Annotated in this window: 17 protein-coding genes; 8 read left to right on the top strand and 9 right to left on the bottom strand. The window is 70.7% G+C overall.

The features are described 5' to 3' along the window. Nucleotides 1-108: 108 nt before the first annotated feature. Nucleotides 109-1,368, top strand: a complete 1,260-nt coding sequence (locus ACEZHJ_RS02720) for a DEAD/DEAH box helicase (protein ID WP_163141950.1) — start codon at nt 109-111, stop codon at nt 1,366-1,368. Between the two features lie 21 nt (nt 1,369-1,389). On the opposite strand, the gene ACEZHJ_RS02725 is transcribed toward ACEZHJ_RS02720, so the two are convergent. After that, nucleotides 1,390-3,003, bottom strand: coding sequence for a bifunctional diguanylate cyclase/phosphodiesterase (locus ACEZHJ_RS02725; RefSeq protein ID WP_163141947.1), 1,614 nt, complete (start codon nt 3,001-3,003; stop codon nt 1,390-1,392). A 241-nt stretch (nt 3,004-3,244) separates the two neighbouring features. Between ACEZHJ_RS02725 and ACEZHJ_RS02730 the strand changes: the two genes are divergently transcribed. Then, nucleotides 3,245-3,532 (top strand): helix-turn-helix domain-containing protein, encoded by a 288-nt coding sequence (locus ACEZHJ_RS02730; protein ID WP_375036208.1) that lies wholly within the window; start codon nt 3,245-3,247, stop codon nt 3,530-3,532. A gap of 57 nt (nt 3,533-3,589) precedes the next feature. On the opposite strand, the gene ACEZHJ_RS02735 is transcribed toward ACEZHJ_RS02730, so the two are convergent. Then, on the bottom strand, nt 3,590-6,781 hold the full coding sequence (locus ACEZHJ_RS02735) for an EAL domain-containing protein (RefSeq protein WP_163140698.1): 3,192 nt from the start codon (nt 6,779-6,781) through the stop codon (nt 3,590-3,592). A gap of 633 nt (nt 6,782-7,414) precedes the next feature. Further along, a complete protein-coding gene (locus ACEZHJ_RS02740; protein WP_205599841.1) occupies nt 7,415-8,455 on the bottom strand; it encodes a sodium:calcium antiporter in 1,041 nt (346 codons plus the stop codon). 105 nt (nt 8,456-8,560) lie between these two features. Here ACEZHJ_RS02740 and ACEZHJ_RS02745 point away from each other — a divergent pair, with 105 nt between their 5' ends. Then, on the top strand, nt 8,561-9,184 hold the full coding sequence (locus ACEZHJ_RS02745; protein WP_163140694.1) for a 2-hydroxychromene-2-carboxylate isomerase: 624 nt from the start codon (nt 8,561-8,563) through the stop codon (nt 9,182-9,184). An 8-nt stretch (nt 9,185-9,192) separates the two neighbouring features. Here ACEZHJ_RS02745 and ACEZHJ_RS02750 read toward each other — a convergent pair whose 3' ends face one another. The 3 genes from ACEZHJ_RS02750 to ACEZHJ_RS02760 are packed head-to-tail and all read right to left on the bottom strand — an operon-like array spanning nt 9,193 to nt 13,074. Next, nucleotides 9,193-9,321, bottom strand: a complete 129-nt coding sequence (locus tag ACEZHJ_RS02750; RefSeq protein WP_018717889.1) for a hypothetical protein — start codon at nt 9,319-9,321, stop codon at nt 9,193-9,195. A gap of 2 nt (nt 9,322-9,323) precedes the next feature. Next, nucleotides 9,324-12,152, bottom strand: coding sequence for a Gldg family protein (locus ACEZHJ_RS02755; protein ID WP_018717890.1), 2,829 nt, complete (start codon nt 12,150-12,152; stop codon nt 9,324-9,326). A 1-nt stretch (nt 12,153) separates the two neighbouring features. Further along, entirely contained in the window at nt 12,154-13,074 is a 921-nt protein-coding gene (locus tag ACEZHJ_RS02760) for an ABC transporter ATP-binding protein (protein WP_163140692.1), read from the bottom strand. Nucleotides 13,075-13,188: 114 nt separating this feature from the next. On the opposite strand from ACEZHJ_RS02760, the gene ACEZHJ_RS02765 reads away from it, so the two are divergent. Further along, nucleotides 13,189-13,527 carry a tRNA-binding protein gene (locus ACEZHJ_RS02765; RefSeq protein WP_163140690.1) on the top strand — a complete coding sequence of 113 codons (339 nt, stop codon included), beginning with the start codon at nt 13,189-13,191 and terminating at the stop codon, nt 13,525-13,527. A gap of 41 nt (nt 13,528-13,568) precedes the next feature. Here ACEZHJ_RS02765 and ACEZHJ_RS02770 read toward each other — a convergent pair whose 3' ends face one another. After that, nucleotides 13,569-14,921 (bottom strand): sodium:alanine symporter family protein, encoded by a 1,353-nt coding sequence (locus tag ACEZHJ_RS02770; protein ID WP_375036209.1) that lies wholly within the window; start codon nt 14,919-14,921, stop codon nt 13,569-13,571. 339 nt (nt 14,922-15,260) lie between these two features. Here ACEZHJ_RS02770 and ACEZHJ_RS02775 point away from each other — a divergent pair, with 339 nt between their 5' ends. The 3 genes from ACEZHJ_RS02775 to ACEZHJ_RS02785 are packed head-to-tail and all read left to right on the top strand — an operon-like array spanning nt 15,261 to nt 17,468. Continuing rightward, complete coding sequence (locus ACEZHJ_RS02775; protein WP_375036210.1) at nt 15,261-16,493, top strand: MFS transporter; 1,233 nt, start codon at nt 15,261-15,263, stop codon at nt 16,491-16,493. After that, on the top strand, nt 16,490-17,074 hold the full coding sequence (locus tag ACEZHJ_RS02780) for a DUF2452 domain-containing protein (RefSeq protein WP_018717895.1): 585 nt from the start codon (nt 16,490-16,492) through the stop codon (nt 17,072-17,074). The genes ACEZHJ_RS02775 and ACEZHJ_RS02780 overlap by 4 nt, the downstream gene beginning before the upstream one ends. Then, on the top strand, nt 17,055-17,468 hold the full coding sequence (locus ACEZHJ_RS02785; protein ID WP_084594132.1) for an NfeD family protein: 414 nt from the start codon (nt 17,055-17,057) through the stop codon (nt 17,466-17,468). Before ACEZHJ_RS02780 ends, ACEZHJ_RS02785 begins: the two co-directional genes overlap by 20 nt. Here the strand turns inward: ACEZHJ_RS02785 and ACEZHJ_RS02790 are convergent. Further along, the gene (locus ACEZHJ_RS02790) at nt 17,460-18,728 is read right to left on the bottom strand and encodes an MFS transporter (RefSeq protein WP_375036211.1); all 1,269 of its coding nucleotides are present in this window, start codon (nt 18,726-18,728) and stop codon (nt 17,460-17,462) included. The genes ACEZHJ_RS02785 and ACEZHJ_RS02790 overlap by 9 nt on opposite strands. 227 nt (nt 18,729-18,955) lie before the next feature. Between ACEZHJ_RS02790 and mltF the strand changes: the two genes are divergently transcribed. Then, nucleotides 18,956-20,359: a membrane-bound lytic murein transglycosylase MltF gene (gene mltF, locus ACEZHJ_RS02795; protein ID WP_375036212.1), complete on the top strand. Its 1,404-nt coding sequence runs from the start codon at nt 18,956-18,958 to the stop codon at nt 20,357-20,359. A gap of 22 nt (nt 20,360-20,381) precedes the next feature. On the opposite strand, the gene ACEZHJ_RS02800 is transcribed toward mltF, so the two are convergent. Next, nucleotides 20,382-20,858, bottom strand: a complete 477-nt coding sequence (locus ACEZHJ_RS02800) for a peroxiredoxin (RefSeq protein WP_018717899.1) — start codon at nt 20,856-20,858, stop codon at nt 20,382-20,384. Nucleotides 20,859-20,907 lie beyond the last annotated feature (49 nt).

Below are 20,907 nucleotides of genomic sequence, written 5' to 3' on the forward strand. Positions count from 1 at the left end.
CGGTTTTCCCTCAGGGCCTGCCCCGAATTCCCGATCTTCCAAGCCTGGACCGGACCCCGCACGCGGCCCCTGGCCGCCGGGTAGGCATCCCAGGAGTATTCCCAGAACATGTCATTCGATGATCTCGGCCTCTCGGCCGCGCTGCTTCGTGCCGTGCGTGAGCAGGGCTACGACACCCCCACGCCCGTGCAGGCGCAGGCCGTACCGGCCATCCTCGGCGGCGGTGACGTCATGGCCGCCGCCCAGACGGGCACCGGCAAGACCGCCGGTTTCACCCTGCCGCTGCTCGAGCGGCTCATGCGCACGCGCACCGAGGGCCGCCGCCGCGCCGTGCGCGCGCTCATCGTCACGCCCACCCGCGAGCTGGCCGCCCAGGTCGAGAAGAGCGTGACCACCTACGGCCAACACCTGCCGCTGACCTCCGCGGTCATCTTTGGCGGCGTGGGCATGAATCCCCAGGTCCAGGCGCTGCGCCGGGGCGTGGACATCCTCGTGGCGACGCCGGGCCGGCTTCTCGATCACCTGGGGCAGGGCAACGTGGACCTCTCCCAAGTGGAGACGCTGATCCTGGACGAGGCCGACCGCATGCTCGACATGGGCTTCATCCACGATATCCGCCGGGTCATCCGCGCCCTGCCCGCGGAACGCCAGACGCTGCTGTTCTCCGCCACGTTCTCCGAGGAGATCGGCCGGCTCGCCCAGGGCATGCTGCGCTCGCCGACCCGTATCGACGTGGCGCCGCGCAATACTGCCGCGGAGACCGTCAGCCAGACCGTCCACCCGGTGAGCCGGGGGGAGAAGCGCTCGCTGCTCAGCCATCTGGTCCGCGAGGGCGACTGGCGTCAGGTGCTCGTGTTCACCCGTACCAAGCACGGTGCCGACCGGCTTGCCAAGCAGCTCGACCGCGAGGGCCTCACCGCCGCGGCGATCCATGGCAACAAGAGCCAGGGGGCGCGCACCCGGGCCCTGGACGGATTCAAGCAGGGCCGCGTGCGCCTGCTGATAGCCACAGACATTGCCGCCCGTGGCCTGGATATCGACCAGCTCCCCCACGTGGTGAATTTCGACCTGCCCAACGTCCCGGAGGATTACGTCCACCGCATCGGCCGCACCGGCCGGGCGGGTAACGGCGGCGAGGCGGTCTCGCTGGTCTGCGTCGACGAGCTCAAGCTGCTCAAGGGGATAGAGCGGCTGCTCGGTGACGATATCCGCCGGCACACGGTGTCCGGCTTCGAGCCGGATCCCTCGGAGAAGCCGGAGCCCTTGTTCAAGAAGCCCTCGGGCGGTCGCCGGCGTTCCGGCGGCGGCGGGCGGCGGCGCAGCGACGCCGCGCCGCGCGGCGGCCGGGCCGCACGCAACGCCCGCTGACACGGCGGCTGCGGGGCCGCGTTATGCCGCCCCGCTTCCGGCAGGGGGCGACCAGGCCGGCGCCGCCAGCAGCCGGCGGGCGTCCGCCGGGGCCGCCGGCCGGGCGATGTGGAACCCCTGGGCGGCGTCGCAGCCGAGCGCCTGCAGGCTCTGCAGCGTCGCCGCGTCTTCCACTCCCTCGCCGATCACGCGCTGGCCCAGGTCGTGGGCCATCTGAATCACCCGGTACACGAGCGCGCGGTCGCGGGGGCGTTCCGGCAGGGCATGGATGAAGGAGCGGTCCAGCTTGACCGCGGTTACCGGCAGGTCGCGGATGTAGGTCAGCGAGGCGTAGCCGGTGCCGAAATCGTCCACGGAGATGCCCACGCCCCGGTCGCGAAGCCGTTCCAGCTGGCGTAGCCGTGGGGCGCCGATGTTCAGCAGGGCGGTCTCGGTGATTTCCAGCTCCAGGAGCGCCGCGTCGATGCCGCGCCCGTCGAGCGTGCGGTCGACGAAATCCAGCAGCGTGTCGCTGTGCAGGTTGCGGGCGGCGACGTTGACGGCCACCGGTACCCACAGACCCGCGTGGCGCCAGGCGAGAGCCTGATCAATCGCGGTTTGCACGCTCCAGCGCGCGAACGGGTCCACCAGCCGGGTCTGCTCCAGCAGGGGGATGAACGCCCCCGGGCTGAGCGGGCCGTGCTCCGGGTGATGCCAGCGGGCCAGCGCCTCCGCGCCCAGCAGCCGGCCGGTGGCGAGATCCAGCTTGGGCTGGTAGACGAGATGGAACTGGCCCTCCGCCAGGGCCCGGTCCACCTCGCCGAGCAGCTTCAGCCCACGGCGGTGGTCGCTTTCCCGGCGCCCGTCGTAGACGGCCGTGTCGCGGCCGGCGCCAGCGGCGCGGGTGGTGGCCACGTCGGCCCGCGCGATCATCTCCTCCGGGTCGTCGTCGGGCGACTCCGAGCAGGCCAGGCCGGTCGCTATGTCCAGGAACAGCGGGACGCCGCTGACGTCCACCGGGTGGCTGGCGATCCCGTCGATCACCGGCAGGAGGCGTTCGGCATCGTCCTGGCCGCGGGGATGAATCAGCGCAAGTCGGTCCGGCGCGCTGCGGGCGACGAAGGTCTCGTCGCCGAGGCGGTCGCGCAGCAGGCCGGCGAAGCGCTGGACGAGCTGACGGACGTGTCCCTGGCCGAAGGTCTCCACGAGCTTCTCGTGGTTGAGGATGCGGATGCTGAGCACCGTGTAGGTACCGGGCCCGGCGGGGAGGCCGAGCATGTTCGTTCCCCGCAGATAGGCGCGTGCGGCGCTGATATTGGGGAGCTCGGTTGCCGCATCGGTGAAACGCAGCCGCGTCAGCTCCTGCGTCTGCCGGCCCATGATCCGGAATGCCATCCCGGTGACCGCGCCGACCGTGACGTAGCCGGTCCCTGCGCTGCCCCACGAGAGTGCCGCTGCCGCGGTCACGGCCCCAGCGAGCGCCGCGCTGAGGGCCGGGCCCGCGAGCAGCGCGCACACGACGCCGGCGGCGATGCCGCCTGCCGGGCCGTAAATGCTGGCGGCCACGATCACGGGGACGTAGAGGAAGTGACTGGCGGTGGCGGCCGCCCCGTCTGCCGAATAGAGCAGCGCGGCACCCAGGGCGAACAGTATCACCAGGGCCGCCGCCGGCGCTGAAGAGCGCCGTGTCGGCCATTGGTGCGGACCGGGCGCCGCCGGCATCACCAGTGGTACCCCGCTGGGGGCATGATCGGTGGGGCCATTTGTCGTGATCCGGTCCTGCGACTGTCGCGTGAATGATGTTGCATTCTTTTGAATGACGTTCGATGAAGGGTCGTCACTGTCCGCGTGATTGTGCTGTCCTTCGTCATTTCCCGCAATCAATAGGACAGGGACGATGGGACGTGGGGCTTACGGCAAGGCCGTTCGGCGCGTGAGGCAGTTCCGGGGCGTTGCCCAGGACAGTATGGCCCCGGCGATCTCGCGTTCTTACATCAGCGAGCTCGAGCGGGGGCGCAAGCAGCCTACGGTGGTCAAGGTGGAGGATCTGTGCCGCGTGTTACGCACGCCACCGCTGACCGCCTACATACTCGCGTTCGCGGACAGCCCCGCGGATGTCGACCGGGTGGTGGACGATGCCGCCGCGCTCGCGAAGCGGATCCTCGAGACCGAGCCGGGGTACTGATCGGGCCGGCCCTGGTTTCGGGGGCGGTACTGATGACCCGCTCGGTCCATACGGGGCTCAGTGGCGCGTCGCCAGGCTGTCTTCCAGCGCCCCGGCGGGCTGGGGCCGGCCGTAGAGGAAGCCCTGGACGCGGTGCACGCCGTGGGCATGGAGCCATTCTGCCTGCGCCGTCGTCTCCACCCCCTCCGGAAGCACGTCCATGTCCATGGCCTGCGCCACCGCGAGGATCGCCTTGACGATGGAGCGGTCGTGCTCGTCGTCGGGCAGCCCGCGGATAAACGCCTTGTCGATCTTGAGGGTGCGTGCACGGACGCGTTTGAGGTAGGCGAGCGAGCTGTAGCCCGTGCCGAAGTCGTCGATGGCGAGCCGGATGCCCATGTCGACGAGACGGTCGATATTGGCCATCGTCGCACCGACGTCCGCCAGAAAGCCCTGCTCCGTGATCTCCAGCTCCAGGTTCTCCGGGGCCAGGCCGCCATGGTCGAGAGCGGCGGCGACCCGGTCGGGCCAGTCCGCGGCCTGGAGCTGGGCGGCGGCGACGTTTACGCCGATCCGCTGTAACGGCAATCCGCGGTGCCGCCACTCGGCGCACTGGGCGATGGCCTGGTGGAGAACCCACTCCCCCAGCGGTACCACCAGTCCGGTCTCCTCCGCGAGGGGGATGAACTCCGCTGGCGGAACGAGTCCCCATTCCGGGTGCTGCCAGCGCACCAGCGCCTCCACGGCTACCGTCTCCCCGCTGTCGAGGTCGACCTGGGGCTGATACCACAGCCGCAGCTCGCCGGCGTCGATGGCGACCTTGAGGGCCTCCTCCAGCCGGACGCGGCGCTGGACCTGCTCGTGCATATCGGCCTGGAAGTACTCGATGCGCCCGCGTCCGGACTGCTGCGCCCGGTGCAGGGCGGTGGCCGCGCGGGTCAGCAGCTCGTCGGTGGTCCTGCCGTCCGTGGGGGCGAGTGCGACGCCCACGCTCGCCGCCAGACGCAGGGTCTGGCCGGACACGGTGAGCGGGTCGGCGAGGGCGTCGATCAGTCGCTGGAGCTGGTGGTCGGCCTGATGGCGCGGGCCGAGGGTCTCCAGGAGTATCCAGAACTCGTCGCCGCCGGGCCGCGACAGGGTGTCGTCGGCGTCCAGGTGGGCGCCGAGCCGTTCCGCGGCCTGCCGCAGCACGGTGTCGCCGGCCTCCGGTCCCAGGCTGTCGTTGATTGCGCCGAAGCCCTCCAGGTCCAGCAGGACCACGGCGAGCGTCCGGCCACGGCGGCTCGTGGTGGCCAGCGCGTGCTCCAGGCGCTCGCGGAAGAAGGCACGGTTCGGCAGGCCGGTCAGGTGGTCGTGGTAGGTACGGTAGGTCAGTTCCTCCTGCGCCTGGTGGGCCTCGGTGATGTCGGCGAATACCGCGACATAGTTCTCCAGGGTGCCGTCATCGCCGCGCACTTCCGTGATCGTGAGCCACTCCGGATAGGTCTCGCCGTTGCGGCGGCGATTCCAGATCTGTCCCTGCCAGACGCCGCGAGCGGTAAGCTCGCTCCACATGTTGCGGTAGAACCCGTCGTCCTGAACGCCGGAGTGCAGGAGGGTCGGCGTCTCGCCGAGGGCCTCGGATTCCGGGTAGCCGGTGATCCGGGTGAAGGCCTGGTTCACCGCGACGATGCGCTGCTGCGGGTCGGTGACCACGATGCCCTCGGCGCTGTGCTCGAATACCGTGGCGGCGAGGCGCAGCTCGGAGAGCTGGCGCTCGTGTTCGGCCCGGATGCGCAACGCCTCCACGCCGAAGGCGATGTCGTCGGCGAGCTCGCGCAGCAGGTTCGCCTCGGCGTCGCCGAATGCGTTGGTCATGTCCGCGTAGACGCTGAGCACGCCGCGGGGATGCTCATCGAGGAGGATCGGCACGGTGATGAGGGCACGCAGGCCGTGGGACCTTGCCGCCTCGCGCCAGGGCCGGAAGCCGGGGTCCTGCTCAATATCGTTGACGCGCTGGATCTCGCCGGTGCGGATGGCGTTGCCGGCGGGGCCCTGGCCGTGGGGGTCGTCCTCGGCCCAGCTCACGCGGATGGCCTGGAGATAGCCCGCACCCTCGCCGGAGGATGCGACCGCGCGCACGTTGCGGCTGTCGTCCTCCGTGATCCATCCGACCCAGGCCAGCGGATAGCCGCCGCCGGTGTCGGTCAGCGCCCGGCACACGCCGGTCAGCAGGCCGTCCACGTCCCCGGCGTGGATCAGCGCGGTGTTGGCCCGGCTCAGCGAGCGCAGTGCGCGGTTGGTGCGCCGCAACTGGGCCTCGCCCCGTTTGCGTTCGGTGAGGTCCCGGATCACGGAGATCATGAAGGTCTCGCCGTTGTAGGTGAGCATGCTGATGCCCACCTCCACCGGCCGGGTCGTGCCGTCCCGGGCGAGGTTGCGCGTCTCGATCCGCATGCTCCCCTGGTCGCGGACCTCCGCCCAGTGCACAGCCCAGTTCTCCGGCGTGAACTCTGTGTTGATGTCCGGAACCCCCAGAGTGAGAAGCTCGTCGCGGGGGTAGCCGAACATGGTGCAGGCGGCTTGGTTGGCGTCGATGATCCGGGCGTCGGGCGCGACCCGCAGGATGGCATCGAAGCTGTGCTCCAGCGCATACCGGGTGAGTTCGAGCTCACGCTCTCGGGTACGCAGCTCGGTCAGGTCGGTGACGAACGCGTAGGAGCTGTTCAGGTGGTCATGCTCGTCGTACAGGCTGGTGGCATGGAACAGTGACGGCACGCGTTCGCCGTCGCGGGTCAGCAGCGTGACCTCGTAGCGGCGTGGTGCGGCATCCCGGTGCCGCAGGCCCGGGATGCCGTCGTGACCCACCTGGCGCTGGAAATCGGCCCGGCTGGCGGTGTCGGCGAACTCGAACGGCAGGCGTCCCTGCATTGTCTCGCGGGCGTAGCCCAGCCGTTCGGCCAGGGTGCGGTTGACCTCGACGGTGCGGCCGTTGGCGTCGACCAGCCAGAAGCCCTCCCGGGCGCCGTCGATGATTCCGTGCCAGAAGACGTCCACCCGGCGTGCACGGCGTGCTTCGGCCAGCGCCAATGCGGCGATGACCACCGCGCTCAGCACCACGAACGCCATGCCCTTGTACGTCTGCCACTCCAACAGGACGGCCTCGCCGGGCGCTATGAGAGCCAGCAGCCGGTCCGATATCAGTATCCACAGCAGCCCGAAGACGAGATAGCCACCGGCAATCACCGCGGCGAAGCGCCAGGGGAATCGATTGTGTCGTGTTGTGTGCACCGCAGCGCCTTTAACCCATCTTCTCGAAGGTGTCGTCCTGCGTCAGCCGGGCTGTGTGCCGGCGCGGCACGGCGCGGGTCGCGCGGTGTAGCCAGGCTACGGGAGTGGCGGGCAACGCGGCCCCGGCGGTGCGCTGTCCCACGGGGAGCGTCGGAGTGGTCCGCCTGACGTGAGTCCCGCCACGCTGGCGCGAACGCGTCCTGCCCCGAACCGGTCCGGCGCACTGGCACACGACAATATCTCCGGGCGGATTTTAGTGTCGTGCGACACGCCGTTGCCGAACCAGCGGCATCCCCGTGCCTTGCGGAGTATCTCCGCGGGTTGCCCCCACCCGCAGCGGACAGGGTAGGCCCGCCGGCTGTGGTGGTCCAGCGGGGAAAGAGGCCGGGTGGTGGCAGGGCCTCGGTGACCGCCTCGCCCTCGCCGGGGGGCAGCGCCCGCCGCGGCGGGCGGCCCGGGCCGCGAGGGCCGGATGCCCGTCGGGCATCCCGTCGCCGCCGCCGCTCAGCGACGGTGTCCGCCGAGCGCCGTGCAAATCGCGGACGACGGGGCTCGGCCCGGCCTCCACGGTGTTGCCTGCCGGGCTCGTTGGGCTGTTTATCGCGTCCGCGGCGCCCCCCCTGGCTGTGAGGGTCAGGCCGGCGCCGCCGGGGGCAGGCTTGGTACCAGGTCGATCGTGCCGAAACTCTCCAGCGTGATCCAGACCAGCAGGGCGGTGTAGGCCCCGAGCAGGGCCACCGACTCGTGGCGGCTCAAGACCATGCGGGTACGCATGAGCAGGAACAGCAGCACCGTCGCCCCGGTCAGCAGGCCCATCAGCGGCGCGGCGACGGAGAAATTGATCACCGCCGCGCCGCCGAGCAGGATTCCGGCGGGGATGCACACCAGCAGGTCGAAGATGTTGCTGCCGAGCACGTTGGCGATGCTGGTCACCCCGCGCCCGGCGCGGGCGGCGCGCACGGAGACGAAGGCGTCCGGCACGGAGGTGCCGGCGGCGACCACGGTCATGCCCCACAGGAAGCTCGGCGTGCCGAAGTACTCCCCGAAGTGCAGCGCCGCCCGCACCAGCGCCTCCACGCCGGCGACCGTGATCGCGAGCGACACCCCGAGCAGTGCCCACTCGCGGCCGGGGCGGATGTGCGAGGCGTCCACCTCCGAGCTGTACTCCAGGGTGTCTTGGTACTGCACGAAGACGTAGAGGGCATACACGGCGAGGGGGATCAGCGCGAGGCCGCGCGTCATCGAGCCGCTGATGGCGCCGGCGGTGGTTGCCACCGGGTGATAGATGACCGCGAAGGAGAAGCTCAGGGTCAGCACCGCGACGGCGATCATGTAGAACTGCGCCTCCTTGTAGACGAGGTCGCGGTTCGCGTGGAGCTGGTGCCGGCCCGAGAGGCCGCAGACGGCGGGGATGACCAGGATGTTGAACAGCGCCGAGCCGACGATGGCGGAGACACCCAGCTCGAACTCGCCGTGCACGAGCGTGGCGATCACGGTGGTGGAGAGCTCCGGGAAGCTCGAGCCGATGGCCACGACGATGGCGCCCTGGACGATCTCCGGCAGCTCGTAGTAGGCGGACAGCCGCTCGGCGGCGCGCTCCAGCAGGCCGCTGCCCTTCCAGATCACGCCGGTGGCGATCAGGGCGACGGCGCTCCACAGCATCAGTGTGGTCAATGGCACTCCCGGTGGTGGCGACGCACGGCTGCGGCGCTGACGCTACACTCGCGGTGGGGCGGGGTAAAGCGCCCGAACGTGAACAGCCGCAACCGGGAGGGGCCGATGGATACCGCACTGGACTGGTACTTCGATGTCGTCTCGCCGTTCTCCTGGTTCGCGCTGCAGCGCCTGGACGCGCTGCCCTCGGAGCCGGCGCTGCACCCGGTGGTGCTCGGCGCCGTCCTCTCGCACTGGGGGCAGAAGGGGCCGGCGGAGATCCCGGGCAAGCGGCTGTGGACCTACCGGGTGTGCGTGCGCTACGCCCAGACCCACGGCATACCGCTGCGTTTCCCGGCGGCGCACCCGTTCAACCCGGTGCCCTACCTGCGCCTGGCCGTCGCCGCCGGGTGCGGACGCCGGGTGGTCCATCACGTCTTCGAGTACCTCTGGACCACCGGTGTCGATCCGCGCACGGAGGCGGCCGTGGCCGGGGCCGCCGAGCGGCTCGGGGTGTCGGTGGACGCGGCCGGCGAGGCGTCCGTGCGTGCCCGGCTGCGGAGTGAGACCGCGGCCGCCATCGAGCGCGGTGTCTTCGGCGTGCCCACACTGGCGGTGGGCGACGAGCTGTTCTGGGGCAACGACGGCATGGATTTCGCGCTGGCCTACCTCGCGGAGCCGGCGGTGCTCGACACCGCGGAGATGCGGCGGGTGGCGGCCTTGCCGGACGGGCTCGCCGACCGCGGCTGACCCCGGCGTTATTCCGTGTCGGTGGGCGGGTCCGGGGCGATCGGCGTCGCCGCCGTCGGGGCGGTGGCCCGGACGGCGGCGGTCACGGCGATCTGGACGGCGAGCAGCGCGGCGAGCGCGAGGATCAGGCGGCGCATCGTTATCCCTCCTCCGTGAGTATCCGGCGCAGGCGGCGGCGCCGGCGCCAGGCCGCGGCGCGCTGGACGACGAGCACCAGCAGCAGGCCGGCCAGCGCGGCCGCGTAGTTGCCGTACTCCACTAGCCGGCGGGTCTCGTCGCTCATCGGCCGGAGCAGCCGCGAGAAGCGGTTGCGCCCGCGCAGGGCGATCAGCGCCGGGTCCGCCAGCGAGGCCTCGACCAGGTTCTGCGCCATCGTCACCGGCTGCAGGTACTGGGTCTCCATGCTCCGCGCCATGATGTCCAGTGCGGAGTCGGTGAGGAAATTGCTTCCGCCGAACACGACCAGCCGCGTGCCCGCCGGTGAGTGGTCGATCAGCGGTGTGGCCCCGGCCGCGCCGTTGTCGTCCGGCCCCGGGGCGGGAGGATCGTCGAAGGCGGAGGTGAAGCGTCCCTGCAGCATGATCCCGAGGGTGCGCCGGCCGCGGTCCCGGGGCTGGGGGAAGCCGAGCAGCGGGTGGGCGTCGTAGTCCGGCAGCAGCGCGCGCTCGCCGCTGGTCCATGCCCGTGAGGAGCTCTGTACCAGCGGTGTGACGGAGAGTCCGCGGGCCTTCGCCGTGTCCACGTGGACCGGTGCGCTCCAGGCCATGGTGACCTGTCGGAGGTTGCCCAGCGCCGGCACGTCGGCGAGCCCGTCGCCGCGCACGTCGACGAACAGGGGGTAGTCCATGGTCCGCATGCTCACCTCGCCGTTGCGGCGCGAGGGCAGGGTGAGTGAGCCGCTCTGCGGGTCGAGGACGAAACGGTCGCTGACGGACACGCCGTTGTGCGCCAGCCACGCCGCCAGACCGGTGTCGCCGGGCTGCACGCTCAGTCCGTCCTTGGCGCTGACCAGTACCGGGCGGCGCGAGCCGGCGACGATCACCGTACCGCCGGTCATCAGGAACTGGTCGATGGCGAAGCGCTGGCGTTCGTCCAGGCCCCGCGGGGAGAGCACCAGCAGCAGATCGGTGCCGGTGGGCACGCGACCGTCGCGCAGGTCCGTGCGTGCGACCGTGGCGTGCTGCTCCAGGCGCTGGAGCAGGGTGCGGTAGGTCCGCCCGCCGGTACCGAGGCGCGCGCGCAGGCCCCTGGGCGGCCGGTAGACGGCGATGGTGCGCTGCTGGCGCGCGTCGAAGCGCCGGATGCCGGACTCGATCGCCTTGCGCAGGGTGTCGGGCTCGAGGTCCCGGGGCAGGTCGACGGTGACCGTGCGCCCGTTCTGCTCCAGGACCATGTAGAAATAGAAGCTGTTGTCGCGGTTGGCCCGGGTGGTCATCGCGCGGAAGCCGTACTCGTCCCGGAGGCGGCGGGCGAGGGTGCCGTCGCCGGCCTGCGGATTGTCGAAGGACACGCGCAGCCGTCCGTCCGAGCGCCTGCGCAGGTCCGCGAGGATATCCTCGAGCGACCCCCGCAGCGTCGCCAGGGGGCCGGGCAATCCGGCCGCCGGCGAGACATAGCCGTGGAAAGTGACCGGCGCGTCGAGTCCGGTGAAGGGATTGCCGTTGTGGCGGGCCCGCCGTCGGACCTTGCGGATCGCCGAGGTCAGTGCGTACTCCGGGTTGCGCAGGGTCACGCGCACATCGCCGCCGCGCCCGCCCTTGATCGCCACCAGGTCGTGGTAGTCGAGGACCACGTGCTCGCCGCCGTAGCGCACGAGCACGTGGAAGTAGGCGCTCACCACCGAGGACTCGTAGCGATTCGCGCTCTTGAGCGACACCGGCTCGATGCCATAGTCCTCGCGGATGCGCCGGGCGAGGGACGCGTTTGTCTGCGGGTCCACGGTGTCGACACTGACCCGCACGTCGCCGGCGCGGGCGTACTCGTCGAGGAGGTCGCGGAGCTGCGGAACCAGGGGCGCGAGCAGCGGGTGGGTCCGGCCGCTGAAGTAGCCGCGGATCACCAGCGGTCCGTCGAGGCCCGCGAGCTGGTCGCGGCTCGCCGCGGAGAGGGTGTAGCGATGCCCCGCGGTGAGGTCCGCCCGCGCGGTGGCGACGGGCTGCAGCCAGGCGTTGGCGATCAGGCAGTTGGCGGCGATCAGCGCGGTGACCGCGTACCACGCCCCGGCCCGGCGCCGGGAACCGCCGGCCCCGGCCCAGCGCAGCCGCTCGATGCCGAGGACGTTCAGCGCCAGGAAGGTGGCGGTGAGGCTGAGGTAGTAGTAGAGGTCACGCAGGTCAAGCACGCCCCGGCTGATGGCCTCGAACCGCGCGCCCGTGCCGATCAGTCGCATGGCGGCGGCGGTCGGCGCGGGGAACAGGGCGGTCAGCCAGTCGCTGCCGACGAGGTAGAAGCCGCCGGTGAGCAGCACGGTGGCGATCAGCGCGACCATCGGGTTGTCGGTGCGTGCCGAGACGAACAGCCCCATGGCGAGGTAGGCGGCGGCCAGGGCCAGGGTGGCGACGTAGCCGCCGATAACCGGCCCCGGGTCCAGGGGGCCGAGCCATGCCACCGTCACCGCCAGCGGCAGGGTCAGCGCCAGCGCGGTGGCGACCAGCAGCAGCGCTGCCAGGAACTTGCCGGCGACCAGTGCCGGACTCGCCACCGGGGTGCCGAGCAGGACCTCCATGGTCCCCGCGCGGCGCTCCTCACTCCACGCGCGCATGGTCACCGCGGCGACCAGCGCGATCAGCAGCAGCGGCATCCACTCGAACAGTGGCCGGAGGTCGGCGATGCCCCGGGCGAAGAAGGCCTCGACCCAGAAGACCACGAACAGGCTGACGGCGAGGAACGCGCCGATGAACAGGTAGGCGGCGGAGGCCCCGAAGAGCAGCCCCGCCTCGCGTCGGAAGATCTGCCGGATTCCACGCATGTCAGGCCTCGTTCTCCGTCTCGGCGAACATCGCCTCCAGGTCCTGGCGCCGGGGTTCCATGGCGTGCAGGCCAATGGCGTGCTCGTGCAGTCGGCGGGCGAGGGCCGGGGCGAGGGCGCCGGGGGTCCCGCTGTCGATGGCGAAGCGGTGCAGGCCCTCCGGTGCCGGCAGCGGCGTCACCTCGCCGAGGCCGTCGAGACCGGCCAGCGCCGCGCGCAGCCTCTCCGCCCCGGTGTCGACGGTGAGCGCCAGTCCCGTGGGCCGGTCCAGGCTGTCCAGGGGGGCGTCCAGTGCCACGCGGCCGCGGCGCAGCAGCAGCACCCGGCCGCAGACCGCGCGCACCTCCTGGAGGATGTGCGTGGACACCAGCACCGTTGCATCTTCTGCCAGCGTGCGGATGAGCGTGCGCATACCACGGATCTGGGCGGGGTCCAGGCCGTTGGTGGGCTCGTCCAGGATCACGACGGCCGGCTCGTGGATGATGGCGGCGGCGACGCCCACGCGCTGACGATACCCCCGGGACAGGGTGGCGATGGTCTGGGCGGCGCGCCCGGCGAGGTCGGTGCTCGCCAGCGCGCGCCGCAGCGCCGCCGGCCGGTTACCGCGTGCAACCCCCTGGAGGGCGGCACGCTGGTCGAGATAGTCGGCGACGCTCATCTCCGGGTAGACGGGGCAGTTCTCCGGCAGGTAACCGATACGGCGCTGCAGCGCCCGCCGGTGCCGGTCCATCGCGTGGCCGCCTATGACCACCTGCCCGGCGCTCGGGTCGAGGGCGCCGGCAAGCATCTTCATTACTGTGCTCTTGCCCGCCCCGTTGCGTCCGAGCAGGCCCACGACCTCGCCGCGGCCGATGCGGAAGGACACGTCCTCCACGGCGGTGACGCCGGCGTAGCGCCGGGTCAGCTGCTGACTCTCGATCATGCCGACTCCCTGTGGCGTTGTGACGGCACGGCGTGCCGCCGGCGGGTATAGTGTGCCCCCGCGGGAGACTCCGCCAAGGGGCCGCGCTCAGCAACAGTGTGACGGGGAGGAATGATGGAGACGATCACGTTCGACGATTTCATGAAGGTGGAGCTGCGTGTGGGCCGGGTGGTGTCGGCGGAGCCGTTCCCCGAGGCGCGGCGGCCCGCCTATATCCTGCACGTGGACTTCGGCCCGGAGATCGGGCAGCGCAAGTCCAGTGCCCAGATCACGGCGCACTACACGCCGGAGTCGCTGGTCGGGCGGCAGGTGGTGGCGGTGGTTAACTTCCCGTCCAAACAGATCGGCCCGATCCGCTCGGAGTGCCTGGTCACCGGTTTCCATGACGACGACGGCGAGGTCGTGCTGTGCGTGCCCGACGGCGATGTGCCGACGGGCACGCGGCTGCTGTGAGACCCGTCCCGCCGGCACCGTGCCGGCGGGACGGAAGGCCCTTACCGGCCGCTTTCCTCCCGGGCGAAGTAGTCGCGGGTGACCGCGAAGATCGTCCCGGAGAGCGCGAGCAGGGCGATCAGGTTGGGGATGGCCATCAGCGCGTTGAGCACGTCGGCGATCAGCCAGACGATGCCGAGCTTGGCCACCGCGCCGACGAACAGCAGCACCACCCAGAGGTAGCGGTAGGGCATGATGGCCTTTACGCCGAAGAGGTACTCGGCGCAGCGCTCGCCGTAGTAGCTCCAGGCCACGATGGTGGTGAACGCGAAGATGATCAGCCCGAAGGTGACCACCCAGTTGCCGCCGGGCACGCCGTCGCCGAAGGCGATCGAGGTCAGCTCGGCGCCGCTGGTGCCGCTCTCCCAGGCACCGGAGAGCACGATCACCAGCGCCGTCATGGTGCAGACGATGATGGTGTCGATGAAGGTACCGAGCATCGCCACGGTGCCCTGGCGTACCGGGTCGTTGGTGCGCGCGGCGGCGTGGGCGATGGGGGCCGAACCGAGGCCGGCCTCGTTGGAGAAGATGCCGCGGGCGACACCGAAGCGGATCGCCGTCATCACCGCCGCGCCGGCAAAGCCGCCGGTGGCCGCCGTGCCGGTGAAGGCGTCGCCGACGATGTGGGCCAGCGCTCCCGGCACCGCCTGGATGTTCACGACGATCACCACCAGGGCGCCGAGTATGTAGACCACGGCCATCAGCGGCACCAGCCGCTCGGCGAGGCCGGCGATACGGCGCACGCCGCCGATGATCACGAAGAAGACCAGCACCGCGAGCACCAGCCCGGTGACCCAGGTGGGCACGTAGAGATTGGCCTCCATGACGTCGGCCACCGCGTTGGACTGCACGGTGTTGCCGATGCCGAAGGCCGCGACCATGGCGAAGAGCGCGAACAGCGCGCCGAGCCAGCCCCACTTCGCACCCATGCCGTTGCGGATGTAGTACATGGGCCCGCCGACGTAGCGGCCCTCCTCGTCGACCTCGCGGTACTTCACCGCCAGGACCGCCTCGCCGTACTTCGTGGCCATGCCCACCAGCGCGGTGATCCACATCCAGAAGACCGCGCCCGGGCCGCCGACGGCGATCGCTGTGGCCACGCCGCCGATGTTGCCGGTCCCCACGGTGGCGGACAGCGCGGTGGACAGGGCCTGGAACGGCGTGATCTCGCCCTTGTCCGCCTCCACGACGCGGCGGCCGCTCATGAGCTGGCGGAAGCCGTAGCCGATGCGCCGGATCGGCATCGCGCGCAGACCGATGGTGAGGTAGAGGCCCGTGCCCAGCAGCAGGATGAGCATGACGGGGCCCCAGACGAAGTCGCTTACGGAACCCAGCATCTCGCTAAGCGTTTCCATGAATGTCTCCAGAGCGCGTTCTTGTTCGGTGATCTTTCCCCGTTCCGGCGGCGTGGTCCGCCGCCAGCGTGAGAGTCTCGCGCCCGTGCGCCCGCGGTGCAATGGGGGGCCGAGTTGCCCCGGCCGACGCGCTCGCGCACCATGACGAACCGGCTATCGATATTGCCCCCCTCAGCGATCCCGTTGGTGGTCGTGTCGGGTTCGCCTGGCACGGGAATGCCCGCGACAACGCCCCCGTGCCCTGCCGGCAAGGTGGGCGGAGACGCCCCGGGGCCGGTGTGTGGTGACAGCCGTGGGCTGGTAATCCGTCCGCTGAATTTGCCCGGAGGAGGCTGCTGCATGCATCCGTACCGCAACCTCACGCTGCTCGCGCTCTGCCAGGCCGTGTTGATGACGGGCACGTCGCTGCTGGTGTCCACCTCGGCGCTGGTGGGCTCGGCACTCGCCGACTCGCCGGTGCTCGCCACGGTGCCCCTGGGATTGCAGTTCCTGGCGATGACCGTCGCCACCGTGCCGGTGTCGCTGTTCATGCAGCGCCATGGCCGGCGCGCGGGCTTCATGGCGGGGATGACCCTGGGGCTCGCCGGTGTGGCGCTGGCCACGGTCGCGATCCTGGAGTGGCAGTACTGGCTGTTCTGCGTAGCGGCGGTGCTGCTCGGCGCCTTCAACGGCTCCGGGCAGTTCTATCGCTTCGCCGCCGCCGACGTGGCCCCGCCGGAGCGCAAGGGCCGGGCGATCTCGCTGGTGCTCGCCGGCGGTATCGCTGCGGGCTTCCTCGGCCCGAACCTGGGGGCGTGGACGCGGACTCTGCTCGGTGCGCACTTCGCCGGCAGCTACATGGTGCTCGGCGGTGTCTACCTCGTCGGCCTGCTCGCCATCGCCGGGCTGCGGATCCCGTTGCCGCCGCCCCGGGCCCGGGGCCACAGCGGCCGGGGGCTGGCGGCGATCGCCCGTCAGCCGCGGTTCGTGCTCGCCGTGGCCACCGCCGCGGTGGGCTACGGCGTGATGAACCTGGTCATGGTCGCCACGCCGCTGGCGATGCGGGCCCAGGCACACCTGTTTCCGGATACCGCCTTCGTGATCCAGTGGCACGTGCTCGCGATGTTCGTACCCTCGTTCTTCACCGGCGAGGTCATCCGCCGGCTGGGGCTGCTCAAGGTGATGGCCCTGGGCGTGGTACTGATGGCCGTCTGCGTGGGCATCAACGTCAGCGGCACCGGCGTGTGGCATTACTGGGCGGCGCTGGTCTGTCTGGGCGTGGGCTGGAACTTCATGTTCATCGGCGGCACCACCCTGCTCACCGAGACCTACACCGAGGCGGAGAAGGGCCGGGCCCAGGCCTGCAACGACTTCATCGTCTTCGCCACGGTGACGCTCACGGCGCTGTCCGCCGGCTCGCTGCTGGACGGGGTGGGCTGGTCGACGCTCAACCTGAGCGTCCTGCCGTTCCTCGCTGCGGTGCTCGCCGGCATCGGCATCGTCGCCGGTGCGCCGGCCATGACAGCCCGCAACGGCTCGCGTAAGGTAAGCCCGGAGTCTGGCGACAACTCATTGAAATCCGGGAACCCATGAGCAAGAACCCGAATCCCCAGGGCAAGGGCGGGGCGCCGGTTCTCGCCACCCTAGAGGCGCAGCGTGCGGCGGTGGCGGCGGTGCCGCCGAAGCACATCGAGCAGGTGTCCACGGAGCTGTTCACCTCGCTGTTCGTGCTCGAGAGCGACTTCCGCTTCCGGCCCGTGCCCGGCAAGCGCTACTACCTCTACCGCAAGCCCGAGCGTTACTGGCTCTCCATGATCCCGCCGCAGGAGTGGGGCGGGGGCGAGGCGGTGACCGGGCGGTTCATCGGCGCCTGCGAGCTGCAGCCGGACATGACCTGGACGCTGGAGCTCGACGAGGCGGTGGCCGCGGACGACGCATTCATGAATGAACTCGCCGAGCGCCGGGCCGCCTTCGAGCGCCAGTTGGGCGATGTCGAGGCCGTGGACGACGTACTGCCCGTGCACGAGCGCCGCTTCACCTTCTACCGCCGCGCCTTCGCCTTCGCCCTGGCGCACTCGCTGGGCCGTTCGATGGAGCAGTCGGGGATCGCGGGGCTGTCCTACGAGGAGGCCCAGGGCCGGCTCGCCCACGAGAGTGGCGAGGCGGATCGCTGACGGTACTGCGGTGCGCCGGTCGCTGCCGCTCCGCTACGCCCTCATCCAGCTCCCGGAGCTCGCGCTGGTCGCGGTGCTGCTCGTGCTCGCCGTGCGTGCGGGCTGGTTCGCCGCGAATACAGCGGCCGTGGTGGCGGGACTGTGGCTGATCAAGGAGATCGCGCTCTATCCGCTCTACCGCCATGCGCTCCGCGACGACGCCCCCACAGGCGGCGCCGCGCTCACCGGCCAGCGCGCGGTGGCGCGCACCGAGCTCGCACCGCACGGCTGGGTGAGCGTGCGCGGCGAGCGCTGGCGGGCCCGCGCAGTGGACGGGGGGTGCATTGCCGCGGGGACGGCGGTCGAGGTGGTTGCCGCGGACGGCCTGACGCTCACCGTGCGCCGGTCAGGGTAGCGGCTCGCGGCTGCCGTCGGGCATGGAGATCATCACCGCCAGCGCGACCAGCGAGACCGCGGCGAGGAAGCCGGCGGGGGCGCTCGCCAGCCCGGTGGCCTCGATCAGCCACGTCGCGATCATGGGCGTGGCGCCGCCGACGACGCCCAGGCCGAGATTGTAGGCCACGGAGTAGCCGGACAGGCGGTCGGTGGCGGGAAAGAGCTCGACGAACATCGCCGGTGCGGAGCCGAGGGGGACGGCGAGCAGGATCACCAGCGTGAACTGCACGGTGACGGCGCCCCAGACGCCGTCCCGGGCGAGCCAGCCGTAGAGTGGCAGGGCAACGGTGGTCATCACCGCCATGGCCGCGGTGATGAAGTGTGTGCGCCGTAGCAGATGGTCGCCGATCCAGCCGGAGACCGGGATCAGCACCAGCAGCAGCGCCGTCGCCGCGGTATTGATGCGCAGCGCCTCGGCGAGGGGCATGCCGGTCTGGTCGTGCAGCCACTCCGGCAGGTAGACCAGCGGCAGATAGAAGAGCACTCCGTAGGCCGAGGCAAACAGCACCGCCTGTATCATCTGCCGGCGGTTGGCGGTGAACGCCTCCAGCAGCGGTGAGGTGTCCTCGCGCTCGCGGTGGTGGCGCTGAAAGTGTTCCGAGCGGGGCAGGCGGCGGCGCAGCACGATGGCCGCGGTGCCGAGCACGCCGCCGAACAGGAACGGCAGCCGCCAGCCCCAGGCCAGCACCGTCTCGTGGGCGAGCACCGTGGTCACCAGGGCGGCGACGCCGGCGCCGAGGAGCATGCCGAACATGCTGCCGGTGTTGGCCCAGCTCCCTGCAAAGCCCCGGCGCCCGGGGTCGGCGGTCTCCACGAGATAGGTCACGGAGCTGCTGAACTCGCCGCCCACGGACAGTCCCTGCACGATGCGCACGAGCACCAGCAGCACCGGCGCCCACAGGCCGATAGTCTCGAACGTGGGCAGGCAGCCGAGCAGCAGCGTCGGCAGCGCCATCATCATCACCGACACCAGCATGGTACGGCTGCGCCCGATGGTATCGCCGAGCCAGCCGAATACCCCGGAGCCCAGCGGCCGCATGATGAAACCGGCGGCGAACACCCCGTAGGTGGCGATCAGCGAGGCGGTGGGGTTGTCGCCCGGGAAGAACAGTCCGGCGAGGATGCCGGCCATGTAGCCGTACAGGGCGAAGTCGTACCACTCGACGACGTTACCGATGAAGCCGGCGAGCAGGGCGGTGTGGCGCTGGCCGATCTCCATGCGGGTCCGTCTCCTCGTGTCCTCAGGTTCTTGTGGTGCCGGGCAGACCGCGGATTCTACACGCGAGGGGCGGGCCTGTGGGGACTGGTACACTGGCGCTGAACCGTGTATTCCATCCCCGTCCCGGCGCATTCGCGTGCCCGCGGCAGCCGCCGCTGGACTCGCGGCGGGGCGGCAGGACTCATGGCTGGTTGTAATGGTTGTCCGGTGACCGAGGGGGTGACGCCATGACGGGCTTCCGCGGCGGCGTTCTGGCCGCAGCCCTGCTGTTCGCACTACTGCTGGCGGTGACCCTGCCGCTGTCCGGCCAGGGGAGTGGACCGCGCAGCCTCGCGGCGATCCGGGCTTCCGGTGAGCTGGTGGTGCTCACGCGCAATGCGCCCACCACCTACTACATCGGCCGTGACGGCCGGCCCACCGGCCCGGAGCACGATCTGGTCGAGGCGTTCGCCGAGCACCTGGGCGTGTCCGTGCGCTACCGCGTTGCGCCCACCGTGGATGCGGTGATCGAGGGTATGGCCGCCGGCGGGGCGGACCTGGCCGCGGCGGGGCTGACCATCACCGGGCCACGCCGGGAGCGTTTCCGTTTCGGTCCGCCCTACCAGCCGGTGACCCAGCAGGTGGTCTGCCGGCGGGACAATGTCCAGCCGGAGTCCGTTGCGGATCTGGCCGGGCTGGACCTGGTGGTGATCGCCAACAGCAGCTACGTCCAGCGGCTGCGGGCGCTCAAGGCCGATGGCCACCCGGATCTGGACTGGCGCACCACCGAAGCGGTGGACACCGAGACGCTGCTGGCCCGGGTCTGGCGCCGGGAGATCGACTGTACGGTGGCGGACTCCAATATCGTCGACATCAACCGCCGCTACTACCCGGAGCTGATCGCGCCGTTCAACCTCAGCCGCGAGCAGCACCTGGGCTGGCTGATGCCCGCCGGCGCCGAAGCCCTGGACCAGGCCGTCAGCGACTGGCTCGACGACTTCCGGGCGCAGGAGGGCCTGGCGCTGATCCGCGACCGCTACTACGGGTTCTTCCAGGTCTTCGACTATGTGGATATCGCCCGCTATGTGCGTCGCATCGACGAGCGGTATCCGCGGTTCCGGGCGTTCTTCCGCGAGGCCGCCGGGCGCTATGACCTGCCGCCGCTGCTCCTCGCCGCCCAGGCCTACCAGGAATCCCACTGGCGTGCGGACGCCCGCAGCCCCACGGGCGTGCGCGGGATCATGATGCTGACGCGCTCCACGGCGCGGGCGATGGGTGTGAAGGACCGGCTGGACCCGGAGCAGAGCATCATGGGCGGTGCGAAGTATCTGGCGCGGATGAAGACGCGCTTCGATGACGGGGTCGAGGAGCCGGATCGCACGTGGCTGGCCCTGGCGGCCTACAACGTCGGTCGGGGGCACGTCCACGACGCCCAGGTGCTCGCCCGTCAGCGTGGACTGGATCCCCACCGCTGGCACGACATCAAGCAGGTGCTCCCGCTGCTTGCGGACAAGCGCTACTACCGGGATCTGAATCACGGCTACGCGCGGGGCACGGAGCCGGTGCGTTACGTGGGCCGGATCCGCGAATACCTGCACGTGCTCCGTGCACGCCTGACGGACGGGAACGGGATGGGGCCGGGGGCCGGCTGAAGGCCCCCGGTGCCGGGCCGCCTCAGAGCTTCTGGAGGACCGTCTCGGCGCTGCTCGCGTCGACGCCCTTGGGGTCGACGCCGATATACTCCACCACGCCGTCGTTGGCGACGAGTGCGAAGCGCTTGCAGCGCGTGCCCATGCCCATGGCGCTCACGTCCATGTCCAGGCCGAGGGCGTGGGTGAACTCCGCGTTGCCGTCGGCGACCATGGTGATGCGCTCGGCGTTCTGGTCCTTCTGCCAGGCATCCATGACGAAGGCGTCGTTCACCGCCATGCACGCGATGGTGTCCACGCCCTTGGAGAGGATCTCGTCGGCGTGAACCACGAAGCCGGGCATGTGGGTGTTGGAGCAGCCCGGGGTGAACGCGCCGGGAACCCCGAAGAGCACGACGCGCTTGCCCTTGAACAGCTCGTCGGTGGAGATGTCCGCGGGGCCGTCGGGTCCGTTGGTCTTGAGCGTGGCCCGCGGCAGGGTGTCACCGATTGCGATGGTCATGGTCGTCTCCCGGTCGGGTGGTGGGTGTGTCCCGCTACAGTACTAACCC

Source organism: Arhodomonas sp. KWT2 (assembly GCF_041949875.1).
Classification (GTDB): Bacteria; Pseudomonadota; Gammaproteobacteria; order Nitrococcales; family Nitrococcaceae; genus Arhodomonas; species Arhodomonas aquaeolei.